Below are 25991 nucleotides of genomic sequence, written 5' to 3' on the forward strand. Positions count from 1 at the left end.
CCGGTTGCCGTGCCGTGTGCGGGTGGCTGCATCGGCGGGTGTTCGTCTGGGTGTTCGTCCGGGTGTGTGCCTGGGTGCGCGCCCGGGTCTTGGACCGAGGGGGAAGTTCGTATGACGGGCCCGACGACGAGTGGGGCGGGGTTGCCGCCTACGCATCGGCCGAGCTTTTTCGCCCGGCAAGTGCTGGCCGCGGCGGAGTTGAACGACGTGGTCGCGGTGGAGCGTTCGCGGCGGTGGTTGCACAACCGGGTGTTGCACGGGTGGGGGGTGGCGCTCGGGCTCGAGGTCACCGGCGCTCGGGGCGGCAAGCGGGTGGCGGTCGGTGCCGGGTATGCGCTCGATGCGCTCGGGCGGGACCTGATCCTGGCCGAGGGGGTGGAGGTCGACGTACCGGCGGTCGCCGCCGGGCCGGACGGCGGTGCCGTGGTGTTCTGCCTGACGCTGCGCTGGACCGAGGACGACGAGGCGACGGTACGGACCCGGTCGGGCGAGTGCGGGGCGGTCGGCGCGGTGCGGTTGGCGGACGGGCCGACCGCGGCCTGGTGTACGCCGGCCGAACTGCGCGACGGGCTGGACGTGTTGCTCGCGACCGTGTCGGTGCGGGGTTGCGCGCTGACCGCGCCGCCCGATCCGGCCGGACGGCGGGTGCTGCCGGTGTTGCCGACGCCGTATGTGGCCACCGGCTCCACGGGTGCCTTCGGCACGGTGTGGTCGCCGGTTGTGGATCCGGCCGGCGGTGTGGTGATGGGGCTGCGCACGCTGGTGGACACGAGCGCGGCCGGCTTCGGCGACACTCCCGCGTATCTGGTCCGCCTCGACGGCGACCGGGAGTTGACCGCCGCCGGCGCGCCGGGCGGCCAGGCGTGCGTCCTGGACGGTACGCCCTACGTCGACGCCCCCGAGCCGGGACGGATGACCGTGGTGGTGCCGATGCCCGCCGGCCGGATCGGCGGGGTTGTCGGTGGCGCCACGACGCTGCCGCTGAACCCGGCGCAGGTGCTGGCCGATGTCACCCTGCCCGACCTGGTGCGAAGCGCACTCGGCTGGCACATCTCGTGGATGGGGGTGGAGGGGGCGTGAGCGGCGCGAGCGACTACCGCTGGGTCAATGCCCTCGGCCGCTGGCCCGGCGCGCGGTTCGCCGGCGTGCGCACCGACGGCGAGCGGTTGGTGCTGGCCCCGGGCACCGCCTCGCTCGAACCGGTGGCCGTCGCCGACCCGGACCCGGCGGGAGGCCCGCTGGGCATGGTCGTGCTCGCCGACGGCACGGTCCTGGTCACCGACCCGGGCCACGGCCGCGTCCTGCGGGTGGACGGCTGCGACCACACGGTATGCGTCCTCGGCTGCCTCGACGTCGCGACGGGCGACCCGGCCGCGCTCCGCGAACCGCGCGGCCTGTGGCTGCTCGACGGCGGACGGCTGCTGGTGGTGGACGACGCGCCGCAGGGCCTTCGCGCCCCCGACGGTTCGCGCCGAGCGGAATGCCGTCCCGTCGGCATGGTCGTCCGGGCCGACACCGGTGAATACCTCGCGCCGTGGACCGATCCGCCGCCGGCCGAGGACCCCGCGCTGCGGGCCGCCCGCGAGCGGATCGGCGGTCTCGCGGCGGTGCGGGTGGCCGACGGGGTGCTGGTGGCGGGTGGGGCGCGGCAGGTGCCGGGCGCCGGGGTGGTGTTCGTTGCGGACGACGGCGGCGACGTCGTGCTGTTGGCCGCCGGGGACCTGGCCGGCATCGCGGTGGATCGTTGCGGGCGGGTGTTCGTCGCCGGCCCCGGTGGGATCGCCCGCCTCGGCCCCCGGCTGATCGGCGCGCGCGGCGTCGCCGTGGTGCCCGCGCCGAGGGAGCCGGTCCGGGTCGAGCACTGGGATCGGGTGCGGGTCGTGCTCGCCGAACCCGCGCCGGCGGGCACCCACGTTCGGGTCTGGACGATGCTCGCCACCGACGCCACCGGCACCCCCGATCCGCCCGACCCGACGCACGCCGACGCGGACGACGCGCCCGTGCCGACCGCCCGGGGGCGCTGGCGGGCCGGCCCGCTGGACGGGGTGGATGTACGGGTCCTCGCCGGCCCGGCCCACCCCGGCGACCGGCTCTGGATCACGATCGAACTGCTCGGCGACGGCCACGGCCGCGGCACCCCGCGCGTGGACGACATCCGGGTGGAACGCCTCGGGCGCGGCCTCCTCGACGCGCTGCCCGCCGCGTACACGGGCGACGACGACGGCTCCGGCACGCTCGGCCGACTGCTCGGCCTGTTCGGGTCCGCGCACGCGGCGTCGGTGCGCGGCCTCGACGACCTGCCCGCCTCGCTCGACCCCGGCTCGGCCCCCGACCGCCCCGACGACCCGTGGCTGGATCGGCTCGCCGGCTGGGTCGACGCCGTACCGCTCACCGCCGCCGACGACGCGGCCCGCCGCGCGAACGTCGCCGGAGCGTACGCCGCGCACGGCCGGCGCGGCACCCCCGCCGGCCTGATCGAGGCGGTCGCACGCGAGACCGGGGTCGCCGTCCGGGTCGTCGAACCGCTGTTGCGCGCACAGGTCTGGCGCCTGGGCACCGGCGGCCTCGGCCGGGACACGAGCACCCGCGTCGCCGATCCCGGCCCGCCCGCCCTGGACACCACCGCCGTCCTCGACGGCGCCGACCTCGTCCCGGCACACGATCGTGGCCTGCCGCTGTACGCGGCCTACGCACACCGGATGTGCGTGCACGTCCCGCCGGAGCGGGCCGACGCACTGCCCGAGATCGCCCGCGTGGTCGAGCGCGAGCGACCGGCACACGTGTTCGCACAGGTCCGGCTCGCCCGCCAGGGCGTGATCCCGGGACAGGTCGGCATCGACACCGTCGTGGCGGGCCCGCCGCCCGCGTGGACCGCCGGCGCCGGTCCCGAGCTGGGTGCCGACGTACGCCTGCCCGGCTCGCCCGCCGCGCACGTCGGCGGCCCGGTCGAGACCCGCCTCGACACAACGCTTCCCACACCGGGCGGTCGCGGTGCGACCCCCGTCCGTCTGCAAGGGGTTGAGCACACGTGAGCCAGGACCGGCAAAACCACACGTCGGACACGGGATGCGGCTGCGGCGGCGAGGACGCGGCCCCGGCGCCGCCGGTGCGCAACCGGTTCTATCCCGGCAAGTCGATGGACGTCCGCCACTGGTACATCGAACAGTCCTACCACCGGCGGACGGCGGCCACCCTGGCCCGACTCGGCCTCGGCCCGGGCGTGTTGTGCGGGCTCGACGTCGAACTGGGCACCGACGGCGCCCTGACCGTCTTCCCCGGCGTCGCGGTGGACGGCCACGGCCGGCTGATCGTGGTCGACGAGCAGGTACGGATCGAGCACCCGAACCAGCCCACGGACTGCGCGGGAGACCCGAAGGGCGACCCGATCGAGACCGGCACGGTGGTACTGCGGTTGTGCCGGCACGAGTGCGGGGCCGAGTACGCGCGCATGCCCGTCGTGGACTGCGAGGTGCGCGAGGAGTGTGTGCCCTCGCTGACCCTGGAACGGTTCTCCCTGCGGATCACCGCCGGCGAACCCGATCCGGTCGGGCTGACCGCCGCGCAGTGCGCCGCGATCTTCCCGACCCGGCCCGGCGAGCACTTCGACCGCCGGGAGAAGATCGCCGACACCGTCGAGCACGACTGCGGGTGCGTCGAGGAGTGCCTGGCGCTGGCGACGGTGACCTACGACCCGCCCCACGCGCCGGACCTGGACGCGGTCACCGCGCGGCCGGTCGTGTACTCCAACCGGGTGCTGTTCGACCTGCTGATGTGCCTGGCCGCGCGAGTGGACAGGTGTTGCGCCGACACCACCGCCCCGCCCCGGATCACCGGGCTGTGGCCCAAGGTCGGCACCGGGGCGAACCCGGACACCTGGCGGGCGTTCGTCGCCGACAAGCGCCTGGAGATCGCCTTCGACCGGCCGCTCGTGGACGCCGCGTTCGACGCCCCCGACACCTGGCTGGGCGTGTGGCAACTGGACCACCTGGGCGCCCGGCGGCTGACCCTGACCCGGGCCGGCGGCGCGTTCACCCACGTCACGGTGCCCGCCGGCGGCGAGGGTGTGGCGTACACCGTCGGCCTGCAGAGCGAAGGGCTGGTCACCTCGACGGTGTTCGTGGTCGGCAGCCGGGTGGCGCTCGGCGGGCCGCCGCGCGCACAGGGCCCGGACGGACTCGCCCTGGATCCGGACCTGGTCGGCACGGCACTGACCACGGCCGATCGCAATACGCTGTGGGCGGTGACCCCGGGCGCGCCCCGGGACACCACCCTGAACACGCTGATCGACCGGGCGCCGCTCACCGCGGTCCCGCCGTTCCCGTCCGGCAACGGCACCCAGGGCGGCGAGATGCACGTGTTCACCCCGTTCCCGCCGCCGACCCTGCAGGACGAGGAGCACGCGCCCCGGCTGCTGCGGGTCTGGCCCGAGGGCGGCGTACGCCCCGACCGGGCCGGAGCGTCGCGCTTCACGCGGAGGCCGCGGATCCGGCTCACCGTGGATCGGGCGCTCGCCGATGCCGCGTTGGCCGACCCCGGCGGCTGGGTGCGGCTGTTCCAGGCGGTGCGCGAGGGTGACCGGATCGCCGGCTTCCGGCGGCTCGAACTGGGCGGTGGCGTCGCCGGGCAGCCCGAGGGCGAGTCGCCGGCACCGGCCGAGGCGATCACCTACACGTTCGAGGTGACCGGGGCGGAGCCGGACGGGGAGTTCCTGCTCCAGGTGCGCTCCTCGGACACCGTTCCGGCGCCGCCGGTGGGCGCGGACGCGCCGACCCTGGCACTGGACGCGGACTTCCTCGGCACCGCGCTGGACAACCACACGCTCTTCTCGATCTGGTCCGGCGACCGGCACCCGCTCCCGCCGCTGCCGGCCGGCGCACTCGGCACGCGGTCGACGGTCGGCGAGCGGTTGTTCGACGGGAGCCCCGGCGGGTTCCTGCACATCGCGTTCACGGTGGCGCGGGGATGAGCGCGGCGGCGATGGACCGAGACGTATGCCGAGACGCCTACCGAGGCGTATGCCGTGACGCACATCTGCACGCGCACCGATCCGCACATCCATGCGCACATCCATACGCGCACCGACTCGCGCACCGACACGCATACCGATACGCATACCGAGGAGCTGAGGGACGTTGACCGGGTACGAACAAACGATCCGGCCCGTGGCGCCGGGCGGGCCGGGCGGGTGCGGTTGTGGGTGTGGCGGGGGCGGTGCCGGGACCGGCGGTTCCGGTTCCGGTTCCGGTGGTTGCGGATGCGGCGACTGCCTGTCGGGGCACGCGACCGGGCGGCTGCGCCCCCGCTGGTTCGGCGGACAACTCGTCGGCCCGGAGGATCTGACGCAGACCGGGGTCTGGCTGCTGGAGCGCATGCGCCGGCACAACCGGCTGCTGCACGGATGGGGCGTGGTGTGCGGGGCGACCGTACGCACGGTGCCGTTCGGCGACGGCGGCCGGCTGCCGTGGCTGCTCGACGTGTCGGCCGGCTACGTGCTGGGCCCGTACGGCGACGAGATCGTGATCGAGCATCCGGTGCGGGTGGACGTCCGCGACGCGCTGCCGGGCGGCACCGAGGGCTGCCCGCCGCCGACCGACCCGTGGTGCGCGCCGGTGCGCCGGCGCCGCGAACCGGGGCGCACGTACTACCTGGCGGTGCGGTACGACGAATGCCTCACCGCGCCCGTGGCGGCGGCGGGGTGCGGGTGCGAGGACACGGCCTGCGAGTACAGCCGGGTGCGGGAGGGCTTCGTGCTCGGTGTGCTGGACACGCTGCCCCCGGCGTACCTCGCGGACATCGACGACACCCGCCAGGAGACGACCGGCTGTTCGTCCCGGATCACCGGCAACGGCACCCGGCCGTGCCCGTCGTGCCCCACCGACCCGTGGGTGGTGCTGGCCGACTTCACCGCGGCGGCGGACGGTCGGCTCACCGTCGACCCGCTGTACAACCGCCGCTTCGCCGCCTCGTTCGGCGGCTTCGGCTTCTACTGCGGCCAACCCGGCCAGAGCCTGGCGGGATCGCGGTGGGGCGAGGTCACCCGGCAGGCCGCGGCGCAGGCCTTCGACGAGAGCCGCGCCGAGGATGTGCTCACCGCCGACGACCCGGCGGCGGTACGGGCGTTGCCGGCCCGCGCCCTGCTCGCGGTCGCGGACACCCCGCACCTGGCCGACGTACTGGGCGAGCGCACGGTGGCCGAATTGGCCCGGACCGACGCCGCGACGCTGATCGAGCGGGCCCAGGCGGCGGCCGTCCCGCCCGGCCCGGTGCTGACCGCGATCGATCGCGCCCACCTGGTGCTGCGACTGACCGAGGACTGATCTCGGACGGCCGCCGAACCCTGAAGCCGGAGTCGAGGCAGCCGAGAGAGCAAGAGCGAGCCGAAGGAAGCCGACCCTGAACCTCGACTGGAGATCGAGGTGTGTCCTCCGAACCCCGCCCAGCCCTCCCGGAAGCCGCCGGCACCTGATCGCGCACCCGGTCATCGGGCCCACTCGGCGCTATCGTGAAAGACGGCCGGTGTCGACGCCACGACGGCGTCCGGGGCAGCCCCCGGACCCGGGCGGCGCCGCCGATCGGGCGTGGCGGATCGGGCCCTTCGCGGCGGAGCGCGCGTGGAGCCGCGCCGATTCGAGTCCCGAGTCCCACCACGCTCGGCGCCGTCGCCTCCGGCCCCGGTACGGCCCCCGCCCGTCGCGGGCCGCCGCGCAGGAAGGGGACGCCCATGGCCGGCGCGTACGTGTACGACTTCTCCGAAGGCTCCCGCGATCGGGCCGATCTGCTCGGCGGCAAGGGCGCGAACCTCGCCGAGATGACCCGGCTCGGCCTGCCGGTGCCGCCCGGGTTCACGGTGAGTACCGACGCCTGCCGGGTCTTCCTGCGCACCGGCGCGCCGCCGACCGGTCTGGACCGGGAGATCGGCGAACACCTGGCCGACCTGGAGAAGTCGATCGGACGGCGGCTGGGGCAGCCGGACGATCCGCTGCTGGTGTCGGTGCGTTCGGGGGCGCGGTTCTCCATGCCCGGGATGATGGACACGATTCTCGACGTCGGCCTCAACGACGCCTCGGTGCTCGGGCTGGCCGAGACCAGCGGCCGGGAGCGCTTCGCGTGGGACTCCTATCGCCGACTGGTGCAGATGTACGGGACCACCGTGCTCGGCGTGGCCGCGGCGCGGTTCGAGGGGGTGCTGAGCCGGCGGCGGGCCGAGCTGGGCGTCGCCGACGACCTGGGGCTGGGTGTGTCCGACCTGAGGGCGATCGTGCGGGAGTTCCGGGCGCTGATCGCGGCGGATACCGGCGAGGAGTTCCCGCAGGATCCGCGCGAGCAGTTGGATCGGGCGGTGCTCGCGGTGTTCCGGTCCTGGAACGGCGAGCGGGCCCGGGTCTACCGGCGGCGTGAGCACATCCCCGACGACCTGGGGACGGCGGTGACCGTACAGGCGATGGTGTTCGGCAACTCGGGGTCCGACTCGGGCACGGGTGTCGCGTTCACCCGCGACCCGGGTACCGGCCGCCCCGGCGTGTACGGCGACTACCTGCCCGACGCGCAGGGCGAGGACGTGGTCTCCGGGGTGCGGGACGCGCATCCGCTTCAGGACTTGGAACGGCTCGATCCCGCCGCGTACGAACGACTGACCGGGTGCCTGGGATTGTTGGAGGCGCACTATCGCGACCTGTGCGACGTGGAGTTCACCGTCGAGCGGGGCAGGTTGTGGATCCTGCAGACCCGGGTGGGCAAACGCAGCGCCGAGGCGGCCTTCCGGATCGCCTGCGCGCTGGTGGACGAGGGCGTGATCGACTGGCCGGAGGCGCTGGCACGGGTCGACGGCGGGCAGCTCGACCAGCTGACCTTCCCGCGCTTCGACGCGCACGCCGACACCGAACCGCTCGCGCACGGTGTGCCGGCCTCGCCCGGGGCGGCGGTCGGCGCGGCGGTGTTCGACGTGGCGGAGGCGACCAGGCGGGCCGAGGCGGGGGAGCCGGTGGTGCTGGTTCGGCCCGAGACCAGTCCGGACGACCTGCCCGGGATGATCGCCGCCGAGGCCGTGGTCACCGGCCGGGGCGGGAAGACCAGCCACGCGGCGGTGGTCGCGCGCGGCATGGGCAAGGTCTGCGTGTGCGGGGCAGCCGACCTGGACATCGACATCGAGGGCCGGCGGGCCACTGCGGCCGACGGGACCGTGGTCGCGGAGGGCGACACGATCTCGGTCGACGGCACGGCCGGCACCGTGTACCTCGGCGAACTGCCGTTGGTGGCCTCGCCCGTCACCCACTACCTGGAGACCGGTGAGCGTACGCCCGGCGTGGTCGAGGCGGTGGCCCGCTTCCTGGACCAGGCCGACGCGACCCGCCGCCTGGACGTGCTCGCCAACGCCGACACCGCCGAGGACGCGGCCCGGGCCCGGCGCTTCGGTGCCTGGGGGATCGGCCTGTGTCGCACCGAACACATGTTCCTGGGCGACCGGCGCCGGCTCGTCGAGGACCTGATCCTGGCCCGCGACGACGCCGACCGCGGGCGGGCCCTGGACGCCCTGCTGCCGCTCCAGCGCCGCGACTTCACCGACATCCTGGCGGCCATGGACGGCCTGCCGGTGACCATCCGGCTGATCGACCCGCCGCTGCACGAGTTCCTGCCCGACCACACCGAATCGGCGGTACGGATCGCCCGGGAGCGCGCGGCGGGGCGCGAGCCGGACGCGCGCGAGGTGCGGATGCACGAGGCGGGCGAACGCCTGCGTGAGCGCAATCCGATGCTGGGGCTGCGCGGGGTGCGCCTGGCCCTGGTCGTCCCCGGCCTGATCGCCACCCAGGTGCGCGCGATCGCCGAGGCGACGGTGGCCCGGCTGCGGGCCGGCGGCGACCCCAGGGCGGAGATCATGATCCCGCTGGTGGCCACCGTCGAGGAACTGCGCCCGGCCCGGGCGGAGGTGGAACGGGTCCTCGCCGAGGTCGGGCGGGAGGCGGGCGTGGCGGTGCGGTGTCCGGTGGGCACGATGATCGAACTGCCCAGGGCCGCGCTCACCGCGGCCGAACTCGCCGGTGAGGCGGACTTCTTCTCGTTCGGCACCAACGACCTGACCCAGACCACGTGGGGCCTGTCCCGTGACGACGCCGAAGCCTCCTTCCTGGCCGCCTACCTGGAGCGCGGCATCCTGCCCGTCTCTCCGTTCGAAACCCTCGACCGTGCCGGCGTCGGCCGACTGATCGAGAGCGCCGTCACCGAGGCCCGCCGCGCCAAGCCGGACCTCCGCATCGGCGTCTGCGGGGAACACGCGGGCGACCCGGCGTCGATCCACTACTTCGCCGGCCTCCCCATCACCTACGTCTCCTGCTCCCCCTACCGCCTGCCGAGCACCCGCCTGGAAACCGCTCGCGCGACGGTGGTGGGCGGCGGCCCGGGTGACACGCGCTGAGCGAAGCCGGACGCCGCGCCGGTCGCGCGTTGTCGGAATCGGAATGCGTGACCCTTCGGAATCGGCCATGCGGTGATGTCCGAGAGTGTGCGGGGGGTTCTGCGTGATGTGGACAGGCAGGCCGCCGGGAGCGTGCCGAGGAGGGGGTTCTTCACTTTCGGCTCGCTCGGCTGTTTTCCGGGATTTCACCGGGTGTAGTCGCCTGGTCACATGATCGCAGAGGGCGTTGTCCACTTTCGGTAACGAGGCCGAAACAGAGCGTGTCGCCACTGTCCGTAAATGGGGTTTCACGCACCGCTGTCGATAGGGAAATGTGGCCTGCGTCGAAGCCGGGCCAACCAACCGCACGGCTCCACCGGGGCGGCGGGGCCGGCTCGACGAGATCGGTACGAACTCAGCCAGGTAGAACGCACAACAAGGAATGAGGACACTTCGATGTTCCGCTCACTCGCCACCGTGGCGTCCGGTGTGGTTGCCGGCACCCTCATGGGCGCGCTCGCCTTCGCGCCCACCGCACGGGCCGACGCCGCCGCTCCCGACACCTCCTGCCCGACGGGGAACCTCTGCGTCTACAGCGGGGAGAGCCTCACGGGAACGCGCACGGTCATCTCGGCGCGGGCGATCGAGGAGCGCAGTGACGCCGGATACACGATCCAGGAGCCGGTTCTGTCGATCGCGAACCGCACCGGCTTCGACGTGCTCCACGGCGTGAGTCGCTCCGTGGTGTGCATTCGGTTCCCCTGTTACCAGTACACCGTGGACGGGCGCGTCGAGGCCGGGCGCGACCTCGCGTCCGCCGACACGGCCGGTCGGCCGCTGGTCGTGGGCAAGGACTTCGGCCGGTAGAGCACGGCCGACAGGGCTCGGGCACTTCGGCACGACCGCCCGGGGTCGCCGTCCCGCGAGGGATGGCGGCCCCGGGCCTTCGCGCGTGGCGCGGGGTGCGGCGGGGGCGTTGTGGGTGGCCGGTCCGGGGCTGCTCGACGGTGCGGCCGGGGTGAACCCGGCCCTGCTCGCGGCGACGACGCCGAATCCGCCGGAGTGGGACCGGGCGTTGCTGCTCGGTTGATTCCCGAGGTCGGCCGACGGCCGGTGGTCGGCTGTCGGGGGCGGGCGGCATCATGGTCGACGTGATCGATGAGCGCTACTCCCGGCTCGCCGCCGAGCACCTGCCCCCCGACTTGGCCGAGCGGTGGATCGCGCTGCTGCGTCCCTGCCTTCGGCTGCGCCGAGCCGGTGCGGGCGAGCAGGTCGTCGCGGTCCTCGGTGGCGTGCCGGAGCTGCCGAGTGGGGTCGATTGGCCCGACTGGCCGGGGGTCGGGCCGCTGTCGTTCATCGCCTCGGTGCGGTGTGCGGCGCTGCCGGCGGCCGGACGGTCGCCGGGCTTTCCCCCCGACGGAACGCTGCTGTTCTTTTACTTCGACGGCCGGGTCGACAGTGATGGCGACGACGAGCCGGCGTTCGTCTCCATCTACGATCCCACCACGTGGGCCGGAGCCCGAGTGCTGTACGTCCCCGAGGGCACGCCGGTCTTCCCGGCGGACGTGACCCATGGGCCGGAACCGTACCCGCGCGTGGAGTTGGCGGCGGAGGTCGAGGAAAGCGCCCCCGATCTCTGGCTGCCGGAAGCGCGGAAGGCCCTGCTCGGCACCGACGACCCGTGGCCCGAACCGCGCGAAATCCCGCTCGCACTAAGGCCGTTCCGCCGCGCCTTCGCGAAGCTCAACAGCCACATCGGCCACCGGATCGGCGGACATGCCACACCGATCCAGGGCCCGGTCGAATACGAGGCCGCAGCCGCAGAACTCGGCATCGAACGCCCGTGGGGCGACCCACAGTTGGACGCGGCGGCCACCCGCTGGATCCTCCTGGCCCAGTTCGACAGCGACGAGGCCGCAGAAATGGAATGGGCCGACACGGGAACCCTGTACTGGCTGATCCACCCCGAAGCACTCACCACCCGAGACTTCACCCAAACCCGCCTGATAGCCCAGTCCTGAGCCCCCAGAGCCGCGAGTGAACCGGTTGCAGATCGCCGCCACCGACGCGACCACGGCTTGGTGTACCGGAGCGCTCCCGGTCGATGTACGCCGCCTCGGTCACCGGTCGACCGCCCAACCCCCGAGATGCCGCGCGACCTCGCGATCGGCGAGCGCTGCACGGACGCCCTCGCTGTCCAGCCACCGGTCGAAGCGGTCGCGCAACTCGGCGACTTGGTCGATGCTGTAGCCGGTGACAGGCGCCGGGTCGAGGCACAGCCGCGGCTCGGGCACGGCGCCGGTGGGGATCAGGTCCAGCCGGTGCCGGGCGATGTCGTCGAGGAGAACCTGCCGGTGGTGCTCCTGGAGGTGGATCACCCCGCGCGGTTCCGGCTGCTCGCCGTCGACGGCGTGGATGAACAGCCGCAGCCGCAGGGCCGTGCCCTCCCGGAGCAGCCGGGCCCGGCCGGGCGGGCGGTCCTCCGGGCGAGGCGGCCGAAGGACCGTCTCGGCGAGGACGGCGACATCCGCGTCGGTGAGGTGGAACGCCGCGCGCTCGTAGGTCCCGACGGAGCCGCTCCCGGGGCCGTGGGCCGCGAACACGTCCAGGCGCCACGGCCGAGGGTGATCGGCAGCGGGGTGGAGATGGATACTCCAAGCGGCCAGGGCGATGGTCTGCGGTGCCGCCTCGATGTCGGTCACGATGTGCTCCAACGAGTGTGTCGGATCAGGCATGTGGTCAGGACGGGCCCGGTTGCCGCTCGGTGCGGTGTGGGAGACAAAGGGTGGTTCGCATCCCTACCGGACCCGTCCTGACGATGATCACGAGTCGCGCGGTGCACTCCGATGGCGTTGTCGATGGCGAAGCGATGGCAATACCGTGGCGATCCGCACGAATCGGGCCAGGCCGGTCGGTAGCGTGGACACATCATCGCGCCGTGCACACCTGGGGATTGCCGTGGGAAGAGGTCGTGAACTCACTCCGAACCGTCGTTTGCGCGCCGTGCGCGAGGAACACCGCAAGCAATCGCGCACCGAGTTCGCGCTCGATCTACAAGCAGTCGCCGACGAACTCGGCGAGCGTCAGGTCTCGGTCGACGCTCGCCTGATTGCGCGATGGGAGGACGGCGAAACGCTTCGCCCTCGACCGATCTACCGACGGATCCTGGTCTCTCTCACCGGAATGACCGAGGCCGAGCTGGGCATCGGGCCGAACCACCCGGTGGCGCCGGTGAATTGCCTGCCTCCCACGCCTGGTGTGAAGTCTGTGGATCGACGACAGTTCGTCAGCGCTACCGCGCTCGCCCTCTCCAGCGTCGCGGTGCCAAGCACAATGCGAGGCCGAGTGGACCCGGCGCTCATCGACTACTTCGAAGAGCAGCTTGCTGGGCACTACAAGGCGGACATGATGCTCGGTTCCCGCGCGCTCATAGGGACGGTATCCGCGCAGTTGCACCTGATCGGAAAGCTGCTTGACCAGGCCGACTCGGACGTCCGACGTCGGCTCGCCGAGACCGGCAGCGCGTTCGCCGCGTTCGCCGGATGGCTGTATCTGGACGCAGGAGATATCACGGCGGCCGCGCACTGGCACGGCATGGCAACCGAATGGGCGCACCGCTCCGGCAACGCGCACGCTGTGGCCTGCTCCCTCGTGGATCGGGCCATGGCTCATACTGATGCCGGTTCGGGCGCCGCCGCAGTCGACCTCTGCGCGAACGTCCTGTCCGTCGCGCAACAACTACCGCCCGAACTGGTCGTGTTCGCGTTGCAGCAGCAGGCACATGGTGCATCGCTGTCGGGGGACCGTGCCGAAACGGATCGACTGCTCGATCACGCCGAGCGGATCATTCGGGCTGTCGACGTCGAGGAGTGGGGTACCGCGTGCCTCCGTACCTCCCACTACGTGGAAGTCCAGCGTGCGACGTGCTACGGCCGGCTGGGTCTGCACGCGGACGCCGATCGACTGTGGCAGCAGATTATTCCGTCACCTGTCGGCCCGGCACGACGGGACGTCGGCGTGTGGAGTGCGCGCCGGGCACGCGCACAAGCAGCGCTGGGCCGGCCCGAAGCAGCCCTCGCCCTGGCGCGTGTGGCAGTCGACGTGGCTCTCGGGACGGGAAGTGCACGGGCCATTCGGGAGCTGTCATCCCTGGAGGCCGAGATGCGAGCGTGGCACGATCACTTGATCGGCCGCGAACTGGCCGAGTTGCTCGCGCCGCTGACTCTGGAGGCATGACCATGGCTGAAGCATTGACTCTGTCACAGATCGAGCGGGTCCTGTCCGTCGATCTTCCCGGCTGGACCACGGACGGTCGCCGTATCGAGCGCACATATTCGATCCCGCACGTCGCCGGCGCCGCGTTCGTCGTACACATCGCGGCCATCCAGGACGACTGGGGACACCACTCCGACGCGACGTTGGGGTATAAAACGGTCCACATCAGCATCAGTTCCAGCGATCTCGGTGGGCACGTGGCCGAGCACGACATCGAGCTCGCGCGCCGCATCGAGGCTGTTGCACCGAGCCATGGAGCGATCCCAATCGACTAACCGCCGGGCAAAGATCGTCAGTTCGACCGTTGTGGTCTCGGCTTGGGAGGCTTGTTGGTGCGTGCGCTCGGGCCGGAAGTTCCTTTGCGTATCGGCGGGTATGACCTGGTTGGTGTGCTCGGTGCCGGTGGTATGGGCGGGTGTTCCTGCGGCGGAGCCGGTCGGGGCGGGCGGTCGCGGTCAAGGTCGTGTACGCGCGTATCGCACGCGACCCGGCGTTTCGAGCGCGTTTCGAGCGGGAGGTTCGGGCGGCGGAGCGGGTCGGTGGGGCGTTCACGGCACCCGTGTTGGATCACGACGCGGTGGGTGAACGCCCGTGGTTGGCCACGGCGTACCTGCCCGGTGTGACGCTCGCGGACGCCGTCGGGACGTACGGGCCGTTGTCCGAGACCGCGTTGCGCCGTTTGGCCGCCGCTCTCGCGGAAGCGCCGGCGTCGATGCACGCGGCGGGCGTCGTGCACCGCGACTTGAAGCCGAGCAACATTCTGCTGGGCGCACAGGGGCCGCGCGTCATCGACTTCGGCATCTCGCGCGTCACAGGCGACACGACCGTGACTGCGCCGGGCAGCACGCTGGGCACGCCCGGCTACCTCGCGCCCGAGCAACTGGCGAAAGCCGGAGTGAGTTCGGCGGGCGATGTGTTCGCACTCGGTGCGGTGCTGGTGTTCGCGGCTACTCGGGAAAGGGCCCTACGGCACGGGTCCCGCGTCCGCGTTGTTGGTTCGGACCATGCGTGAGGAGCCCCGGTTGGCGGGCATGCGGACGGCGCTTCCCGGATCGGATCTACCGGAGTTGGTTGCCGCCTGCCTCGCCCGGGATCCGGCGGCGCGGCCGGCTGCGAGAGACGTGTTGGCGCAGGTCGGTGACACGGCTTGGGCGGCAGTCGGTGGCGATTGGCTTTCCGTAGAGGTCGCGCGAGCGGTCGAGGGGAGTCGTACCGAAGCGGAACGCACGCTGGGATCGGGCCTGGTGGAGACCAGTGACGACGGGCCGTCGGGCGCACGGAACAGTGGCGCGGCGGACGATCCGGTCGTGATCGTCCTCCCGAAGGTGGCCGCGCCGGCGGCGGGGCGCCGGGCGGAATGCGTCCGCTCACGCGTCGGCTGCTGGTCGGCGGCGCTGCGGCAGGGGTGGTCACATACATGGTGTACGCCCCAAGGTTTCCGTCGTTCGGCGCCACGGACGCTCCGGCGGCGAAGCCGTCGCCGTCGGCCGTCACCGACGTCCCCGCCCGCGTGGCCGGTGCCGGCGGTGTGGGGCCGAGAGGCCGGTGAGGACGCCCGGGAGCTGACGGTCTGTGGCGACGCCCTCTACCTTGCCCGGGCCGGGTCACTCGAAAAGTTGGCGTCGGCGGACGGCGCCAGACTGTGGGGCGGGGTCACCGAGTTCGCGGCCGACCCGCCCGTGGGCGACGCGGATTCCGGGTATTTTTCCAATGCCGCCCGGCTCGTCGCGGTGGACATCCGGTCCGGCGTCGAACGCACTCGGTGGCGGGTCGCGGATATCGCCGATCTCTCCAGCGCACCCTCGCTGTGGCGCGATCGGTTGTGGCTGATGAGCCGCAACGGCGTCCTGACCGCGTACGCCATGTCCGACGGCCGGGTTCTGACGACAAGGAGGATGCCGGAGACGGCGAGCCCCGGCACGGGCGACGTCACGCCACCCCTCGTCTTCGGGGACGCGCTGTACCTCCCATATACGCCGGCCTACGCGCGCTGGACCCCGAAAACGCCGCCACACGCTGGACGTTCGGCTCGGTCGAGCGCGGCATCGTGACCGCCGCCGACGACGGCCCCTACTTCGTAGTGGGCACGGAGCTGTACGCCCTGACGTCGGACGGGCGGCAGCGCTGGGTGTTCACGACCGATGCCGAGATCGGCGCCGACGGCCGGGTGTACGTCGGGGATCTGGTCGGAGCGCTCCACCGCCTCGACGCCGTGACCGGCACGCGCATCTGGCGCTTTGTGTCCGGCGCACCGATGAAACGCCCGCCGGTCGCGATCGGCGGGACCGTGTACGCGTCGTCCGACAAGGTCTACGCCCTCTCGGCCGCCGACGGCGGCCGGCGTTGGTCGTACCCGTACGCCGGGACTATGCTCGCCGCGCCGAACCGTCTTTTTGTGGCTTCGTATACGTCGCCCTCGGCTGTGGCTTTGCCGCGGTGGTGCGGGACGGACGTACGAGGCGATGGGGCGCCATGCGGAGGTGGCCGTGGGCTTGGGGGTCCAGGGCTGCGGGTCTACGGCTGCGGGTTCGCGTCCAGGGGACGTAGGAAGCGGCGTTCGTAGCGCTTGATGCAGCCCGTGGCGCGGGCCAGTTCGATCGCGGCCCGGCATTCCGGGTCGGTCGCGCTGTCGATGCGGTACTGCTCGTAGGCGGCGAACCCGGGGAACGAGAAGAGGGCGTAGGCGATGTCGCTGTCACCCTCGCTCGGCAGGAAGTAGCCGTGGTGGGTGCCGCCGAAGCGGTTGACCAGGTGGATCCAGCGGCGGCCGTACTCCTCGAAGTCGGCGAGCTTGTCGGCGTCGATCTCGTACTTGAGGTGAATGGTGATCATGCGCTCATGATGCCGGGTCGCAGGCCGGCGTGGCGGATCGGCCGGACTTCAGTCGCATGGCCAGCAACTGGCCGGGCCACTCGGGTTGGTCGGGGCGCTCGACGGTGAAGGGGGTGACCGGGGTGAAGCCCAGGCTTTGGTATTGGCGGACCAGAGCGCCGTCGTCGCCCCCATAGCAGTCGACGCGGATCAGGTCGACGCCGCGGCTCGCCGCCTCCCGGCGGGCGTCCGCGATCAGGGCGGCGCCGACGCCCGCGCCGACGAAGCGGCGGTCGGTGACGAGGAGGTTGATGAACAACTCGGGTTCGTCGACCGGGTCGATGTACGCGGAGGGCGTGTCGGAGAAGACACAACCGCCGGCCGGGACACCGTCGATCTCGGCCAGGCGGGCGTGCCCGCGGCGGATCACCGACTCGACGCGCGCCTCGCCCCCGGGGCGGGTGGACCACGGTTCGGTGCCCCATTGGCCGGGGCGGCCGGCGGCGGTCAGCCACGCCACCGCGCTGTCGAGCATGGTGAGGAAGACCGGCACGGCGCCGGTGTCGACGTCGACCGTCCGCACCCGTACCGGCGGACGTGCGCCGTTCTCGTGTTCCCGTGCCATGGGGCCCCTTTCCGATCACCCCGATCCTCGCACGCGACGCGACTCGTGGAACAGAAGCGAAAGCGTCGATCGGCGGTCGGTTGCAGCGCAATTCCGATCGTCGCACTGCGGACGTGGTCGGCTCCAGCGTGTTACGTTCCCGCCATGGCATCGAGTGCTGCGAAGCAAGTCATCGATGGTTTACGGGAGTTGGCCGCACCGGGTCGATCCGCCGCCGAAGTGTTCGCGCGGGCCGACGAGTTGCTGCGGAATGTACTCGGGTACGACGCGGTCTGTTGGCACACCGCGGATCCCACCACCGGGCTCGTCACCTCCGTGGTGAGCAACGACCTGAGCATGGCGGGGTTTCGCGAGGCGGTGCGGATGGAGGTGTGGCACGAGGACATCGCCTCCTTCGCCGCGATCCGGCGCAGTGGGGTCCGGGCCGAGACGCTGAGTCGGGCGACGCGGGGGCAGCCCGAACGGGCGATGAGATTTCGCGAGCAGCTCGCCCCGTCCGGGTTCGGTGACGAACTGCGCATGGTCTTCGACACGCAGGGCGGCCGGTGGGGTTGTGCCGCGTTCATGCGGGGTCGGGAGCACGGCCCCTTTCTGGGCCGGCAGCGGGACCTGGCGGATGTCGCCGCGCGGCACATCGGCAACGCGCTGCGGGCCTGCCATGCCGCCCCGACGTGGGCGCTCCCGGCGGACCAGGCGCCCGCGATGATGATCCTCGGTCCGTCGAACGGCCTGGTCGCGGCGGATCAGCGGGCCCAGCGGCTGCTCGCCGACCTCGCCGACGACTCGTCGGCCTCACTGTCCGTGCCCACCGCCTTCGCGATGGTGTCCGAGCACGCGCGACGGGCCGCGTCCGGGGTGCTCGCCGCGCAGGTGCCGATTCGGGTGCGTACCGGGGACGGGCGGTGGTTCGTGTTGCACGCCTCGCTGGTCGACGGTCTCGCCGACGGGCACGTCGGGGTGGTGGCCTCGCCCGCGTCACCGGCCGAGACGATGCCGCTGTACCTGGCCGCGTTCGGGTTGACCGGGCGCGAGCAGGAGGTGGCGCTGCAGGCGATTCGCGGTTGTGACACGCGGGAGATCGCCCGGGTCCTGGCGATGACTCCGTACACGGTCCAGGACCACCTGAAGGCCGTGTTCACCAAGGCCGGGGTGTCCAGTCGCCGGGCGCTGATCGCCCGCATCGTGCAGGGTGAGCTGCCGGCGGAGTAGCGGTCGTGGGCGGTGGGCGGGCGCCGGGAAAAGAGCGCGGACGTGCGTCGGGGCGGTGTTAGGGTGCCAGACGCACTGTGTCACATGGGATGAGTTCGTTCGGAGAGGAACGTCATGCGCCGAGGGTTCAGCGGTCTCTACGGAATTCGTCCCATCAGTGCAGCCGCGGGAGCCTCTGGCCGTCATGAACCATCTGAACATCGGGATTCTCGCGCATGTTGACGCGGGGAAGACCAGCCTGACCGAGCGTCTGCTGTTCGACGCGGGGGTGATCTCCCGAGTCGGCAGTGTCGATGCCGGCAGTACCCAGACCGATTCGCTCGACCTGGAGCGTCGGCGTGGGATCACCATCCGTTCCGCCGTGGTGGCGTTTCGGGTGGACGACCTCCAGGTCAATGTCATCGACACCCCCGGCCACTCCGACTTCGTCGCGGAGGTGGAGCGGGCGCTGCGCGTACTCGACGGCGCCGTGTTGGTGCTGTCCGCGGTGGAGGGCATGCAGGCGCGAACCCGGGTGCTGATGCGCTCACTTGCCCGATTGCGGATCCCGGTCCTGGTGTTCGTGAACAAGATCGACCGGATGGGCGCGCGCTACCGGGAGGTGCTGGACGCGCTGGCCGCCGAGCCGGGGCCCGGGTGCGTCGCGATGGGGTCGGTGGCCGGGATCGGGACCGCGGACGCGCGATTCGCGCCGTTCGACGTGGGCGACCCGGGCTTCGCGGAGCGGCTCGCGGAGGCGCTCGCCGACCACGGCGAGTCGTTCGTGGACGCGTATCTGGACGACCGGGTCGTGCTCACGACGGCGGACTACACGCGCGAACTGCGGCGCCAGGTACGGGAGGCGCGGGTGTACCCGGTGTTCTTCGGCTCGGCCCTGAACGGGGAGGGGGTCGAGCACCTGGTGCGGGGAATCGCCACGTGGTTGCCGCGCGTCGAGGCGGCGGCGGGGCAAGAGCCTTTGCGGGCGGTCGTGTTGAAGATCGAGCGAGGGCGGGCGGGGGAGAAGATCGCGTACGTGCGCACCTGGAGCGGGGTGCTTCGGGCCCGGGACTCGGTCGCGCTGTTCCGGCGCGAACACGGGGGCGGTGTGGTCGAGTCGACCGTGCGGGCCTCCGGGGTGCAGGTCTTCGATCGTGGTACGGCGGTGCGGGACGCGGATGCGACGGCGGGCACCATCGCGAAGGTGCGGGGTCTGGCGCAGGCGCGGGTCGGCGATCAACTGGGGTCGGCGGACGGGCTGCCCCGGACCGGACTGTTCGCGCCGCCGACGTTGGAATCCGAGGTCACGCCCGGGCAGCCCGGTGAACGGCCCGCGCTGTACGCCGCGTTGCAGCGGATGGCCGAGGAGGACCCGATGATCGACGTGCGGGGGGACGAGTCGTCGGGGGCGATCTCGGTGCGCCTGTACGGCGAGGTGCAGAAGGAGGTGATCGGGTCGACCCTGGCCGAGGAGTTCGGTCTGCGGGTGGCGTTCGCCGAGTCGCGGCCGCTGTACTTCGAGCGTCCGCTGGGGGTGGGTGAGGCCGTGGAGGAAATGGACGCGGACGGGCCCACCTACTTCTGGGCCACGGTCGGTGTGCGGGTCGAGCCGGCGCCGCCGGGGAGCGGGATCGCGCTCCGGTTGGGGGTCGAGTTGGGGGCGCTGCCAATGGCGTTCCATCGGGCGATCGAGGAGAGTGCGCGCCGGACGTTGCGGCAGGGGTTGTACGGGTGGGAAGTGCTGGACTGCACGGTGACGTTGACCCGTACGGGGTATTTCAGTCCGGTGAGTGCGGCGGGGGACTTCCGGAGTGTGACGCCGCTGGTGGTGGCCGATGCGTTGCGGCGGGCCGGGACGCGGGTGTTCGAGCCGACGCATCGGTTCGAGGTGGAGACTCCGGCGGACTGCCTGGGCGTGGTGTTGTCGGCGCTTTCCGCGGTGCGGGGGGTGCCGGAGGAGCAGGTGGCTCGGGGGGATCGGTTCCTGGTGCGGGGGAGCCTTCCGGCGGCGATGTTGCATGGGGTTACGGGGCGGTTGCCGGGGCTGACGCGGGGGGAGGGGGTGCTGGTCAGCGAGTTCGAGGGGTATCGGCCGTTTGGGGGCGGCCATGCGGTTCCTACGCGGGAGCGTGTGGGGGCGGATCCGTATGACCGGGAGCGTTACATGTTGCAGTCGCTGGGGCGGGTTCGGGGCGGCTGAGGTCGGGCGCGCACGGTGGTTGCGGGTGAGCCCGGCTTCGGTTGTCCTCAAGCGCCGGACGGGCTGAATGTACGGATTCGGCGCGCCGGGCAGCGCGCCGACGTGGCTGCCGCAGCCGGGCGACTGGGCCGGGTTGAGCGTCGAGGCGCAGTGGGACGACCTCGCGTCCACACTGTCGCTGTACCGGTCGGCGTTGGCGATCCGTCGGGCGCACCCGGACCTCGGTGACGGCGCGGAACTGCGGTGGTTGCCGTCGCCGGAGGGCACGTTGGTCTTCCGGCGCGGGGGCGGGCCGGTGTGCGCGGTGAATCTGGCGCGGAGCCGGTGCGGCTGCCCGAGTACGGGCCGGTGTTGCTCGCGAGCGGCGAGCTGCCCGGGGATGGCGTGCTGCCGGGCGACACGGCGGCGTGGTATGCGGTGGACGGGGACTGAGCGGGCTGGGTCGGGTGTTCAGCGGGCCCCGGCTGTTCGACGGGGTCCGGGCGTTCGGCGGCGGCTTCCCATGGGTGGGAGTCGCCGCCGATCCGTCGCTGTCATGGGCCCGGGGGTCCGGCTACAGTGGGTGGGTGGCGCAGTTCGAAGTAATCGTGGACCCGGAACGCGAAGCCTGGCTCGGGCGGATGCTCACCGAATCCAATACGGCGGTCTCACCGAATCTGGCGGCCCTGCGCGGGACTTCCGCCGAGAACGAGGAACCCCTCCAGCTCTACGTGCGCGCCGACGACGGTGATCTCGTCGGCGGGTTGACCGGCTACACGTGGGCCTACTGGCTGCACGTGCACCTGCTGTGGGTCGACGCACGCCTGCGCGGCGCCGGGTTGGGTTCGGAACTCCTGGAGCGGGCCGAGAAGATCGCGTCGACCGACCGAGAGTGTCGGCACGTGCGACTGGAGACGTGGGACTTCCAGGCTCCGGACTTCTACCGCAGGCACGGCTACGAACTCGTGGGAACCGTACCGGACTACCCGCCGGGCAGTGTCGAGTACATCTTCGTCAAACGCCTCGGCTGAGCGGCGTTCGGCACGCGGGTTTCGCTCGGCTGATGGGTGCCGCCATGGCCGCCGCGGTGTCCAGGAGTTCGATCAGCGTGCCGGAGAAGTCGGGCAGGAGTCGTACGGCCACCGTCCAGGCTTCCGGGGCCGTGCCGAGGCGGGCCCGGAGGCGATGCGGTCGTAATTCGTCGGGCAGTCGCCAGGGGTCGAGCGCGGGTCGGCGGGTGGTCGGATCCTCGATGATCGCCGAGCCGGCCAGGAGGTCGAACGCGACGTGGGCGGGGCGGCACGTGCGGACGATGTCCTCGACGGTCAACGCGCCGCGATCCAGCGCGGCCCGCACCCACGGGCGCACATCGTGCGGATGGTCGGGCATGAACGCCAGCCGAGCGAGCAGGAGTTCGCGCGGGCAGTCGGGGTGCGCGACCACCGCGTCCCGGACCTGATCCGGCCAGGAGTCGCGGGTCAGGGTCTCGATCAGCGTGTCCCACGGCGGTGGCCCGCACTCGGCGAGGACGACGTCGGCGGCATGGGCCGGGCCGCGCAGGGCCGTGACGATCGCCGCCGGTGTGGTCACCTCGGCCAGTCGGGCGCGCAGGAGCGCCGGGCCGTCGACGTGGTCCAGGGCGGCGCGGACGAGCTTCACGGTCTCGGCCGGAAAGGGGTTGCGCGAGTCCTCCAGGCCGTGGCGGGTGGCCTCGTCGATCAGGGCGCGCACGCCGTCGGGGCCGGCGTCCCGCCACCGGTCGAGCAGCGCGCGCAGCCGACCGGCGTTGGTGTAGAGGGTGCGCCGGTGCAGGACGATCCGCGCGACGCGGGGGTCGTCCGAGGCGGGGGCGACGTCGACGGCGAGCCGGCGGTTGGGCCCCTCGTCGCGTTCGAGGCAGCCGAGCAGGGCGGAGGCGAGCGGGACCGTGCCCGGGCGGCCCGTGCGGTCCACGCCGGACAGCAGGCGGGTCACCGCCGCGTCGTCCAACTCGGCGCGGCGGAACAGCAGGGCGTTCACCGCGGGATCGTCGAGATCCAGTAACTCGGCGACGGTCTCCGCGGGTTGCTCGGCCACGCCGGCCAGGATCAGGTTCGCGGCGGGCCCGTGCACGGCCCGGAGGCGTTCGCGCAGCGCGCGGTCGGGCGGGGCGGCGGCCAGCAGGGGGCGCAGTGCGGGCGGGTCGAGCAGGGACACCAGCGTGTGCTGTTGTGCGCTGCTCGCGCAGCGGAACAGCAGGATGCGGGCCGGGTCGCCGCCGGACGGGCGGGTGTGCGCCCGGTTCGGGGCGGAGCCGGCGAGGGCCGTCGCGACGAGCGCGGCCGGGGTGCCGGGGAAGCGCGGGAGTTCGGCGAGGACGGTGGACCACGCGTCGGCGTCGGTCCCCAGGGGGGCGAGGAGTTCGTGTACGGCGGCGTGGACGGCGGGGTCGTCGTCGGGCAGGGCCAGGAGCACGGCCACGGCCGGTCCGGCCTCGGTGAGCAGCGCTGATGCGGTGAATCGGCCGCGGCGCAGGCCCCGGCGCAGGAGCGGGGTCCATTCCCATTCGTCGTGGTCGAGATCGTGATCGTGATCGCAGTCTCGCCCCGGAGCGGGCGCGGGAAGACGGAAGGCGCGGGCGCGCAGGGTGGGGCGGGCGGATCGGCCGCCGTCCCGGACGATCTCGTCGGGGCAGTCGGCCCATCGGGCGAGGACCGCGGTCACCGACGAGGGGAAGGGTTTGCGCAGGTGCTCCTCGCGCGCGGCGGACCAGTCGGATGGGACCGGGACGGGACCCTTGGCGCGGCGGATGCGCAGGAGTAACAGGTGGGTGGCGGAGGAGGGTTGGCGACCCTCGGCGGCGGCCGGGTCGTCGAGGCGGTCGAGCAGGTCGCCGTGGTCGAGGTCGCCGGCCGCCCGGCGGAAGCGGGCGAACGCGGATTCGTCGAGGAGGTCGCGCAGCGCGCGGTGGCGGTCGGCGACCACGGCCGGGGGTAGGTCGGGGCCGAGTTCGAGCAGGGCGTGTGTGACCAGTTCGCCGAAGGGGGCCCACAACGCCGGTTCGAGGAGCCGTTCGTGATGCTGCGTCAGCAGCCAGGGCACGAAGCCGTGCGGCGCGCGCCAGTCGGGATCCGCGGGGTCGGCGGCGGCGAGGACGGCGCGCCGGAGCACGACCGTGTGCCGCTCGGGGTTCGTGGGCCGGTACAGGGTGCGGGCCAGGGCGGGGTGGCCGAGTCGGGCCAGGCGCAGCAGGCTGTCGTGGTCCAGGCCGGGGTTCGCGGCCAACGCCCGGAGCAGGTCCGTGTCGTCGGTCTCGAACACGGCCTCGATCAGGGCACGCGGCAGCGACCGGGCACGGCGCAGGGCCAGGAGGCCGGAACCGCCCAGTCGCCGCAGCAGTGCGCCGGATTGGCCCCGACCGACGTTTCGGAGCGCCACCAGGGCGGCGGTTCCGGATGTGCCGGTCTCGTGCATGCGGGGCCTCCTGGGGGCACTGGTGCGGCCCTGGGGACATTACGCGATGGGTTGATGCTCGGGGCGGGGGTGGGGTGTTGGTGGTGGGGAGGTCTTTTCGGTCGGGCCGGCGGACCTGCGGCGCCGGCGGCGGTGCAGGAACCGGGCGGTGATCAGCGCGAGGAGCGCCGCCGCCGTGGCCACCGCGCTCCAGGGGATGGCACGAACGGTGGCGTGGGCGTGGGTGGTCGGGCCCGTGTCGGGGGAGCCGCCGGGGACGGATGTCGGGTGCAGGGCGAGGTCGACATCGAGGCGGAAGGCCTGGGTGACGCCGGATACGCGCACGGTTCGGGTGAGCGAGGCGCCGGGCAGCAACTCCGGGAGCGGGGCCGGCTTGCGGTGGGTGCCGGTCAGGCCCCAGGGGCCGCGGACGGTCAGCTCGGGGCGGGCGCCCAGGCGGATGTTGCCACTGTTCCGGACGGTGTAGGTGACGTTCAGGGCGCCGTCGCGGGGGTCGAGCGAGGTGCGCAGGCTCACGCTGAGCCCGCCGGAGGTGAGCGCGGGACGCAGCGGCCCGTCGACGCGCAGGTACATGCGGGTGCCGACGCGGCGGTCGACCACGACCCGATTGCCGGCCTGGTCCCGGCCGGGGCCGGCGAGCGAGGCGACGATGCCGCCCGCGTGGTCGCCGGGGGAGGCGTCGGCGGGGACGGCGAGTTCGAACGGCACGTCGCTGCGAGCGTGCGGCGGCACGGTGATCCGGCTCTCCTTGAGGCGGATCCACGCGCCGACGTCGGCGGCGGGGCGGCCGGCGGCGAGGAGGTCGAAGCCGCCGGAGGCGGTGGTGAAGGCGTCCTGCGCGTAGAGGTCGACGGTGAGGGGTTCGTCGCCGACGTTGGTGACGGCGACGTAGTCGACCGGGCGGGTGCCGGGGGCCAGGGCGTACCGGAAGGCCGGCCGGTCGTCGGGCCCGTGCTCGGTGGAGGGGGGACCGGGCCACCGCGATCACCCGCGCCTAGCTGCGGGCCTTCCTCGACCGGCACCTACGAGGCCGGTCGGGTGATCTGCTCGACCGACCGTCGAGGGCGTATCCGGAGGTTCGGTTCGTCGGGTAGTGGGGCGAAGCGAAGCGACGCGGGCGATGAGTTCCGTCGCCGGCGTGGGTCTATCGGGAAAGGGGGGAACAGGCATCGGGGCCGACAACGGTTTCGAGGGTGGTGTCGAGAAGGGTGTGTGCGCGATGTCCGAGAGCACGGTTCTGCGAGAGGGCATCGTCTTCGGCGAGTCCGCGCGATGGCACGCCGGGCGGGCATGGTTCGCCGACTGGGGCACGGGGGAGATCGTCGCGGTCGATCCGGAGGGGGTCGGCGAGGTGGTCGTGCGGGTGCCGTTCCCGTCCCTGCCGATGTGTTTCGACCGGGCGGTGGACGGTCGATGGTTGATCGTCTCGTCGAGCGAGGCGCGCGTGGTGACGCCGGAGCCGGACGGTACGTTCGCGACATACGCGGATCTGAGCGCGGTCGGCGGCGGCTTCAACGAGATCGTCGCGGACGGGCGGGGCAACGTGTTCGTCAACGGCGCCGACTTCGACCCGATGACCGGGGAGGCGCCGCGCCCGGGGTTCGTCGCGGTGATCGCCGCGGACGGGTCGGTACGCCGGGTCGCGGGCGGCGTCGAATTCCCCAACGGCATGGCCGTGACCCCCGACGACACGACGCTGATCGTCGCCGAGTCCTACGCCAACCGCCTCACCGCCTTCGACATCGACGCCGACGGCGGCCTGTCGCGCCGTCGGGTGTGGGCCGACCTCGGCACGGGCGTCCCGGACGGGATCTGCCTCGATGCGGAAGGGGCCGTCTGGTACGCGGACGTCCCGAACAAACGGTGCGTCCGGGTCCGGGAGGGCGGCGAGGTGAGGGCGACGCTCGATCTGGACCGCGGCTGCTTCTCCTGCGTGCTCGACGCCGACGGGCGCACGCTGTACATCGTCGCCACCGAATGGCGCGGCATGAGCGACCCGACGGCCGGCCCCCGAACGGGCCAACTGCTCGCGGCGCCGGTATCGACGACGACGATGACGACTTAGAGTT

The 25991-nt window shown here is 72.6% G+C and carries 23 protein-coding genes and 1 pseudogene; 19 read left to right on the forward strand and 5 right to left on the reverse strand.

Translation table 11 applies throughout. The features are described from left to right. Positions 1-111 precede the first annotated feature (111 nt). From ACMXN5_RS43175 to ACMXN5_RS43210, 8 genes are all read left to right on the forward strand, one after another. Positions 112-1080 (forward strand): hypothetical protein, encoded by a 969-nt coding sequence (locus ACMXN5_RS43175; protein ID WP_439680329.1) that lies wholly within the window; start codon positions 112-114, stop codon positions 1078-1080. Beyond that, positions 1077-3032, forward strand: a complete 1956-nt coding sequence (locus tag ACMXN5_RS43180) for a phage tail protein (protein ID WP_439680330.1) — start codon at positions 1077-1079, stop codon at positions 3030-3032. The genes ACMXN5_RS43175 and ACMXN5_RS43180 overlap by 4 nt, the downstream gene beginning before the upstream one ends. Further along, positions 3029-4966 carry a hypothetical protein gene (locus tag ACMXN5_RS43185; protein WP_439680331.1) on the forward strand — a complete coding sequence of 646 codons (1938 nt, stop codon included), beginning with the start codon at positions 3029-3031 and terminating at the stop codon, positions 4964-4966. Before ACMXN5_RS43180 ends, ACMXN5_RS43185 begins: the two co-directional genes overlap by 4 nt. Before the next feature lie 166 nt (positions 4967-5132). Then, on the forward strand, positions 5133-6317 hold the full coding sequence (locus ACMXN5_RS43190) for a hypothetical protein (RefSeq protein ID WP_439680332.1): 1185 nt from the start codon (positions 5133-5135) through the stop codon (positions 6315-6317). A gap of 404 nt (positions 6318-6721) precedes the next feature. Beyond that, complete coding sequence (gene ppdK, locus ACMXN5_RS43195) at positions 6722-9412, forward strand: pyruvate, phosphate dikinase (protein ID WP_439680333.1); 2691 nt, start codon at positions 6722-6724, stop codon at positions 9410-9412. A gap of 435 nt (positions 9413-9847) precedes the next feature. Further along, positions 9848-10258 carry a peptidase inhibitor family I36 protein gene (locus ACMXN5_RS43200; protein ID WP_439680334.1) on the forward strand — a complete coding sequence of 137 codons (411 nt, stop codon included), beginning with the start codon at positions 9848-9850 and terminating at the stop codon, positions 10256-10258. 85 nt (positions 10259-10343) lie between these two features. Beyond that, on the forward strand, positions 10344-10481 hold the full coding sequence (locus ACMXN5_RS43205) for a hypothetical protein (protein WP_439680335.1): 138 nt from the start codon (positions 10344-10346) through the stop codon (positions 10479-10481). Between the two features lie 61 nt (positions 10482-10542). Beyond that, positions 10543-11412, forward strand: a complete 870-nt coding sequence (locus ACMXN5_RS43210; protein WP_439680336.1) for a DUF1963 domain-containing protein — start codon at positions 10543-10545, stop codon at positions 11410-11412. Positions 11413-11511: 99 nt separating this feature from the next. Here ACMXN5_RS43210 and ACMXN5_RS43215 read toward each other — a convergent pair whose 3' ends face one another. Continuing rightward, positions 11512-12126, reverse strand: a complete 615-nt coding sequence (locus ACMXN5_RS43215) for a hypothetical protein (RefSeq protein WP_439680337.1) — start codon at positions 12124-12126, stop codon at positions 11512-11514. A gap of 268 nt (positions 12127-12394) precedes the next feature. Between ACMXN5_RS43215 and ACMXN5_RS43220 the strand changes: the two genes are divergently transcribed. The 5 genes from ACMXN5_RS43220 (at position 12395) to ACMXN5_RS43240 (ending at position 16229) form a co-directional block, all read left to right on the forward strand. Further along, positions 12395-13627 (forward strand): Twin-arginine translocation pathway signal, encoded by a 1233-nt coding sequence (locus ACMXN5_RS43220; protein ID WP_439680338.1) that lies wholly within the window; start codon positions 12395-12397, stop codon positions 13625-13627. After that, a complete protein-coding gene (locus tag ACMXN5_RS43225) occupies positions 13624-13941 on the forward strand; it encodes a 4a-hydroxytetrahydrobiopterin dehydratase (protein WP_439680339.1) in 318 nt (105 codons plus the stop codon). Before ACMXN5_RS43220 ends, ACMXN5_RS43225 begins: the two co-directional genes overlap by 4 nt. A 140-nt stretch (positions 13942-14081) precedes the next feature. After that, positions 14082-14678, forward strand: coding sequence for a serine/threonine-protein kinase (locus ACMXN5_RS43230; RefSeq protein ID WP_439680340.1), 597 nt, complete (start codon positions 14082-14084; stop codon positions 14676-14678). Between the two features lie 514 nt (positions 14679-15192). Continuing rightward, on the forward strand, positions 15193-15717 hold the full coding sequence (locus ACMXN5_RS43235; protein WP_439680341.1) for an outer membrane protein assembly factor BamB family protein: 525 nt from the start codon (positions 15193-15195) through the stop codon (positions 15715-15717). Between the two features lie 116 nt (positions 15718-15833). Next, on the forward strand, positions 15834-16229 hold the full coding sequence (locus ACMXN5_RS43240) for an outer membrane protein assembly factor BamB family protein (protein WP_439681408.1): 396 nt from the start codon (positions 15834-15836) through the stop codon (positions 16227-16229). Here ACMXN5_RS43240 and ACMXN5_RS43245 read toward each other — a convergent pair. Together ACMXN5_RS43245 and ACMXN5_RS43250 are read right to left on the reverse strand one after the other, a co-directional pair. Then, a complete protein-coding gene (locus tag ACMXN5_RS43245; RefSeq protein WP_439680342.1) occupies positions 16181-16498 on the reverse strand; it encodes an NIPSNAP family protein in 318 nt (105 codons plus the stop codon). The genes ACMXN5_RS43240 and ACMXN5_RS43245 overlap by 49 nt on opposite strands. 4 nt (positions 16499-16502) lie before the next feature. Further along, entirely contained in the window at positions 16503-17102 is a 600-nt protein-coding gene (locus ACMXN5_RS43250) for a GNAT family N-acetyltransferase (protein WP_439680343.1), read from the reverse strand. Positions 17103-17246: 144 nt separating this feature from the next. Here ACMXN5_RS43250 and ACMXN5_RS43255 point away from each other — a divergent pair, with 144 nt between their 5' ends. The 5 genes and pseudogenes from ACMXN5_RS43255 (at position 17247) to ACMXN5_RS43275 (ending at position 21500) form a co-directional block, all read left to right on the forward strand. Beyond that, on the forward strand, positions 17247-18311 hold the full coding sequence (locus ACMXN5_RS43255; RefSeq protein ID WP_439680344.1) for a LuxR C-terminal-related transcriptional regulator: 1065 nt from the start codon (positions 17247-17249) through the stop codon (positions 18309-18311). Positions 18312-18495: 184 nt separating this feature from the next. Further along, positions 18496-20490 (forward strand): GTP-binding protein, encoded by a 1995-nt coding sequence (locus tag ACMXN5_RS43260; protein ID WP_439680345.1) that lies wholly within the window; start codon positions 18496-18498, stop codon positions 20488-20490. Between the two features lie 67 nt (positions 20491-20557). After that, positions 20558-20767, forward strand: a pseudogene (locus tag ACMXN5_RS43265) (alpha-amylase); the annotation flags it as partial. Between the two features lie 20 nt (positions 20768-20787). Continuing rightward, complete coding sequence (locus ACMXN5_RS43270) at positions 20788-20922, forward strand: hypothetical protein (RefSeq protein ID WP_439681452.1); 135 nt, start codon at positions 20788-20790, stop codon at positions 20920-20922. Positions 20923-21056: 134 nt separating this feature from the next. Beyond that, a complete protein-coding gene (locus ACMXN5_RS43275) occupies positions 21057-21500 on the forward strand; it encodes a GNAT family N-acetyltransferase (protein WP_439680346.1) in 444 nt (147 codons plus the stop codon). Here the strand turns inward: ACMXN5_RS43275 and ACMXN5_RS43280 are convergent. Beyond that, entirely contained in the window at positions 21484-23922 is a 2439-nt protein-coding gene (locus tag ACMXN5_RS43280) for a hypothetical protein (protein ID WP_439680347.1), read from the reverse strand. The genes ACMXN5_RS43275 and ACMXN5_RS43280 overlap by 17 nt on opposite strands. A 39-nt stretch (positions 23923-23961) precedes the next feature. Further along, positions 23962-24840 carry a WxL protein peptidoglycan domain-containing protein gene (locus ACMXN5_RS43285; RefSeq protein WP_439681409.1) on the reverse strand — a complete coding sequence of 293 codons (879 nt, stop codon included), beginning with the start codon at positions 24838-24840 and terminating at the stop codon, positions 23962-23964. 301 nt (positions 24841-25141) lie between these two features. On the opposite strand from ACMXN5_RS43285, the gene ACMXN5_RS43290 reads away from it, so the two are divergent. Next, positions 25142-25987: an SMP-30/gluconolactonase/LRE family protein gene (locus tag ACMXN5_RS43290; protein ID WP_439680348.1), complete on the forward strand. Its 846-nt coding sequence runs from the start codon at positions 25142-25144 to the stop codon at positions 25985-25987. Positions 25988-25991 lie beyond the last annotated feature (4 nt).

Origin of the sequence: Embleya australiensis (genome assembly GCF_051903075.1) — a bacterium.
Taxonomy (GTDB): Bacteria; Actinomycetota; Actinomycetes; order Streptomycetales; family Streptomycetaceae; genus Embleya.

What these genes read in the sequence shown, in the direction of transcription:
- ACMXN5_RS43175 (WP_439680329.1), top strand. Translation starts at nt 112, where the DNA reads ATGACGGGCCCGACGACGAGTGGGGCGGGGTTGCCGCCTACGCATCGG.
- ppdK (WP_439680333.1), top strand. Translation starts at nt 6,722, where the DNA reads ATGGCCGGCGCGTACGTGTACGACTTCTCCGAAGGCTCCCGCGATCGG.
- ACMXN5_RS43200 (WP_439680334.1), top strand. Translation starts at nt 9,848, where the DNA reads ATGTTCCGCTCACTCGCCACCGTGGCGTCCGGTGTGGTTGCCGGCACC.
- ACMXN5_RS43215 (WP_439680337.1), bottom strand. Translation starts at nt 12,126, where the DNA reads ATGCCTGATCCGACACACTCGTTGGAGCACATCGTGACCGACATCGAG.
- ACMXN5_RS43225 (WP_439680339.1), top strand. Translation starts at nt 13,624, where the DNA reads ATGACCATGGCTGAAGCATTGACTCTGTCACAGATCGAGCGGGTCCTG.
- ACMXN5_RS43245 (WP_439680342.1), bottom strand. Translation starts at nt 16,498, where the DNA reads ATGATCACCATTCACCTCAAGTACGAGATCGACGCCGACAAGCTCGCC.
- ACMXN5_RS43250 (WP_439680343.1), bottom strand. Translation starts at nt 17,102, where the DNA reads ATGGCACGGGAACACGAGAACGGCGCACGTCCGCCGGTACGGGTGCGG.
- ACMXN5_RS43255 (WP_439680344.1), top strand. Translation starts at nt 17,247, where the DNA reads ATGGCATCGAGTGCTGCGAAGCAAGTCATCGATGGTTTACGGGAGTTG.
- ACMXN5_RS43260 (WP_439680345.1), top strand. Translation starts at nt 18,496, where the DNA reads ATGAACCATCTGAACATCGGGATTCTCGCGCATGTTGACGCGGGGAAG.
- ACMXN5_RS43280 (WP_439680347.1), bottom strand. Translation starts at nt 23,922, where the DNA reads ATGCACGAGACCGGCACATCCGGAACCGCCGCCCTGGTGGCGCTCCGA.
- ACMXN5_RS43290 (WP_439680348.1), top strand. Translation starts at nt 25,142, where the DNA reads ATGTCCGAGAGCACGGTTCTGCGAGAGGGCATCGTCTTCGGCGAGTCC.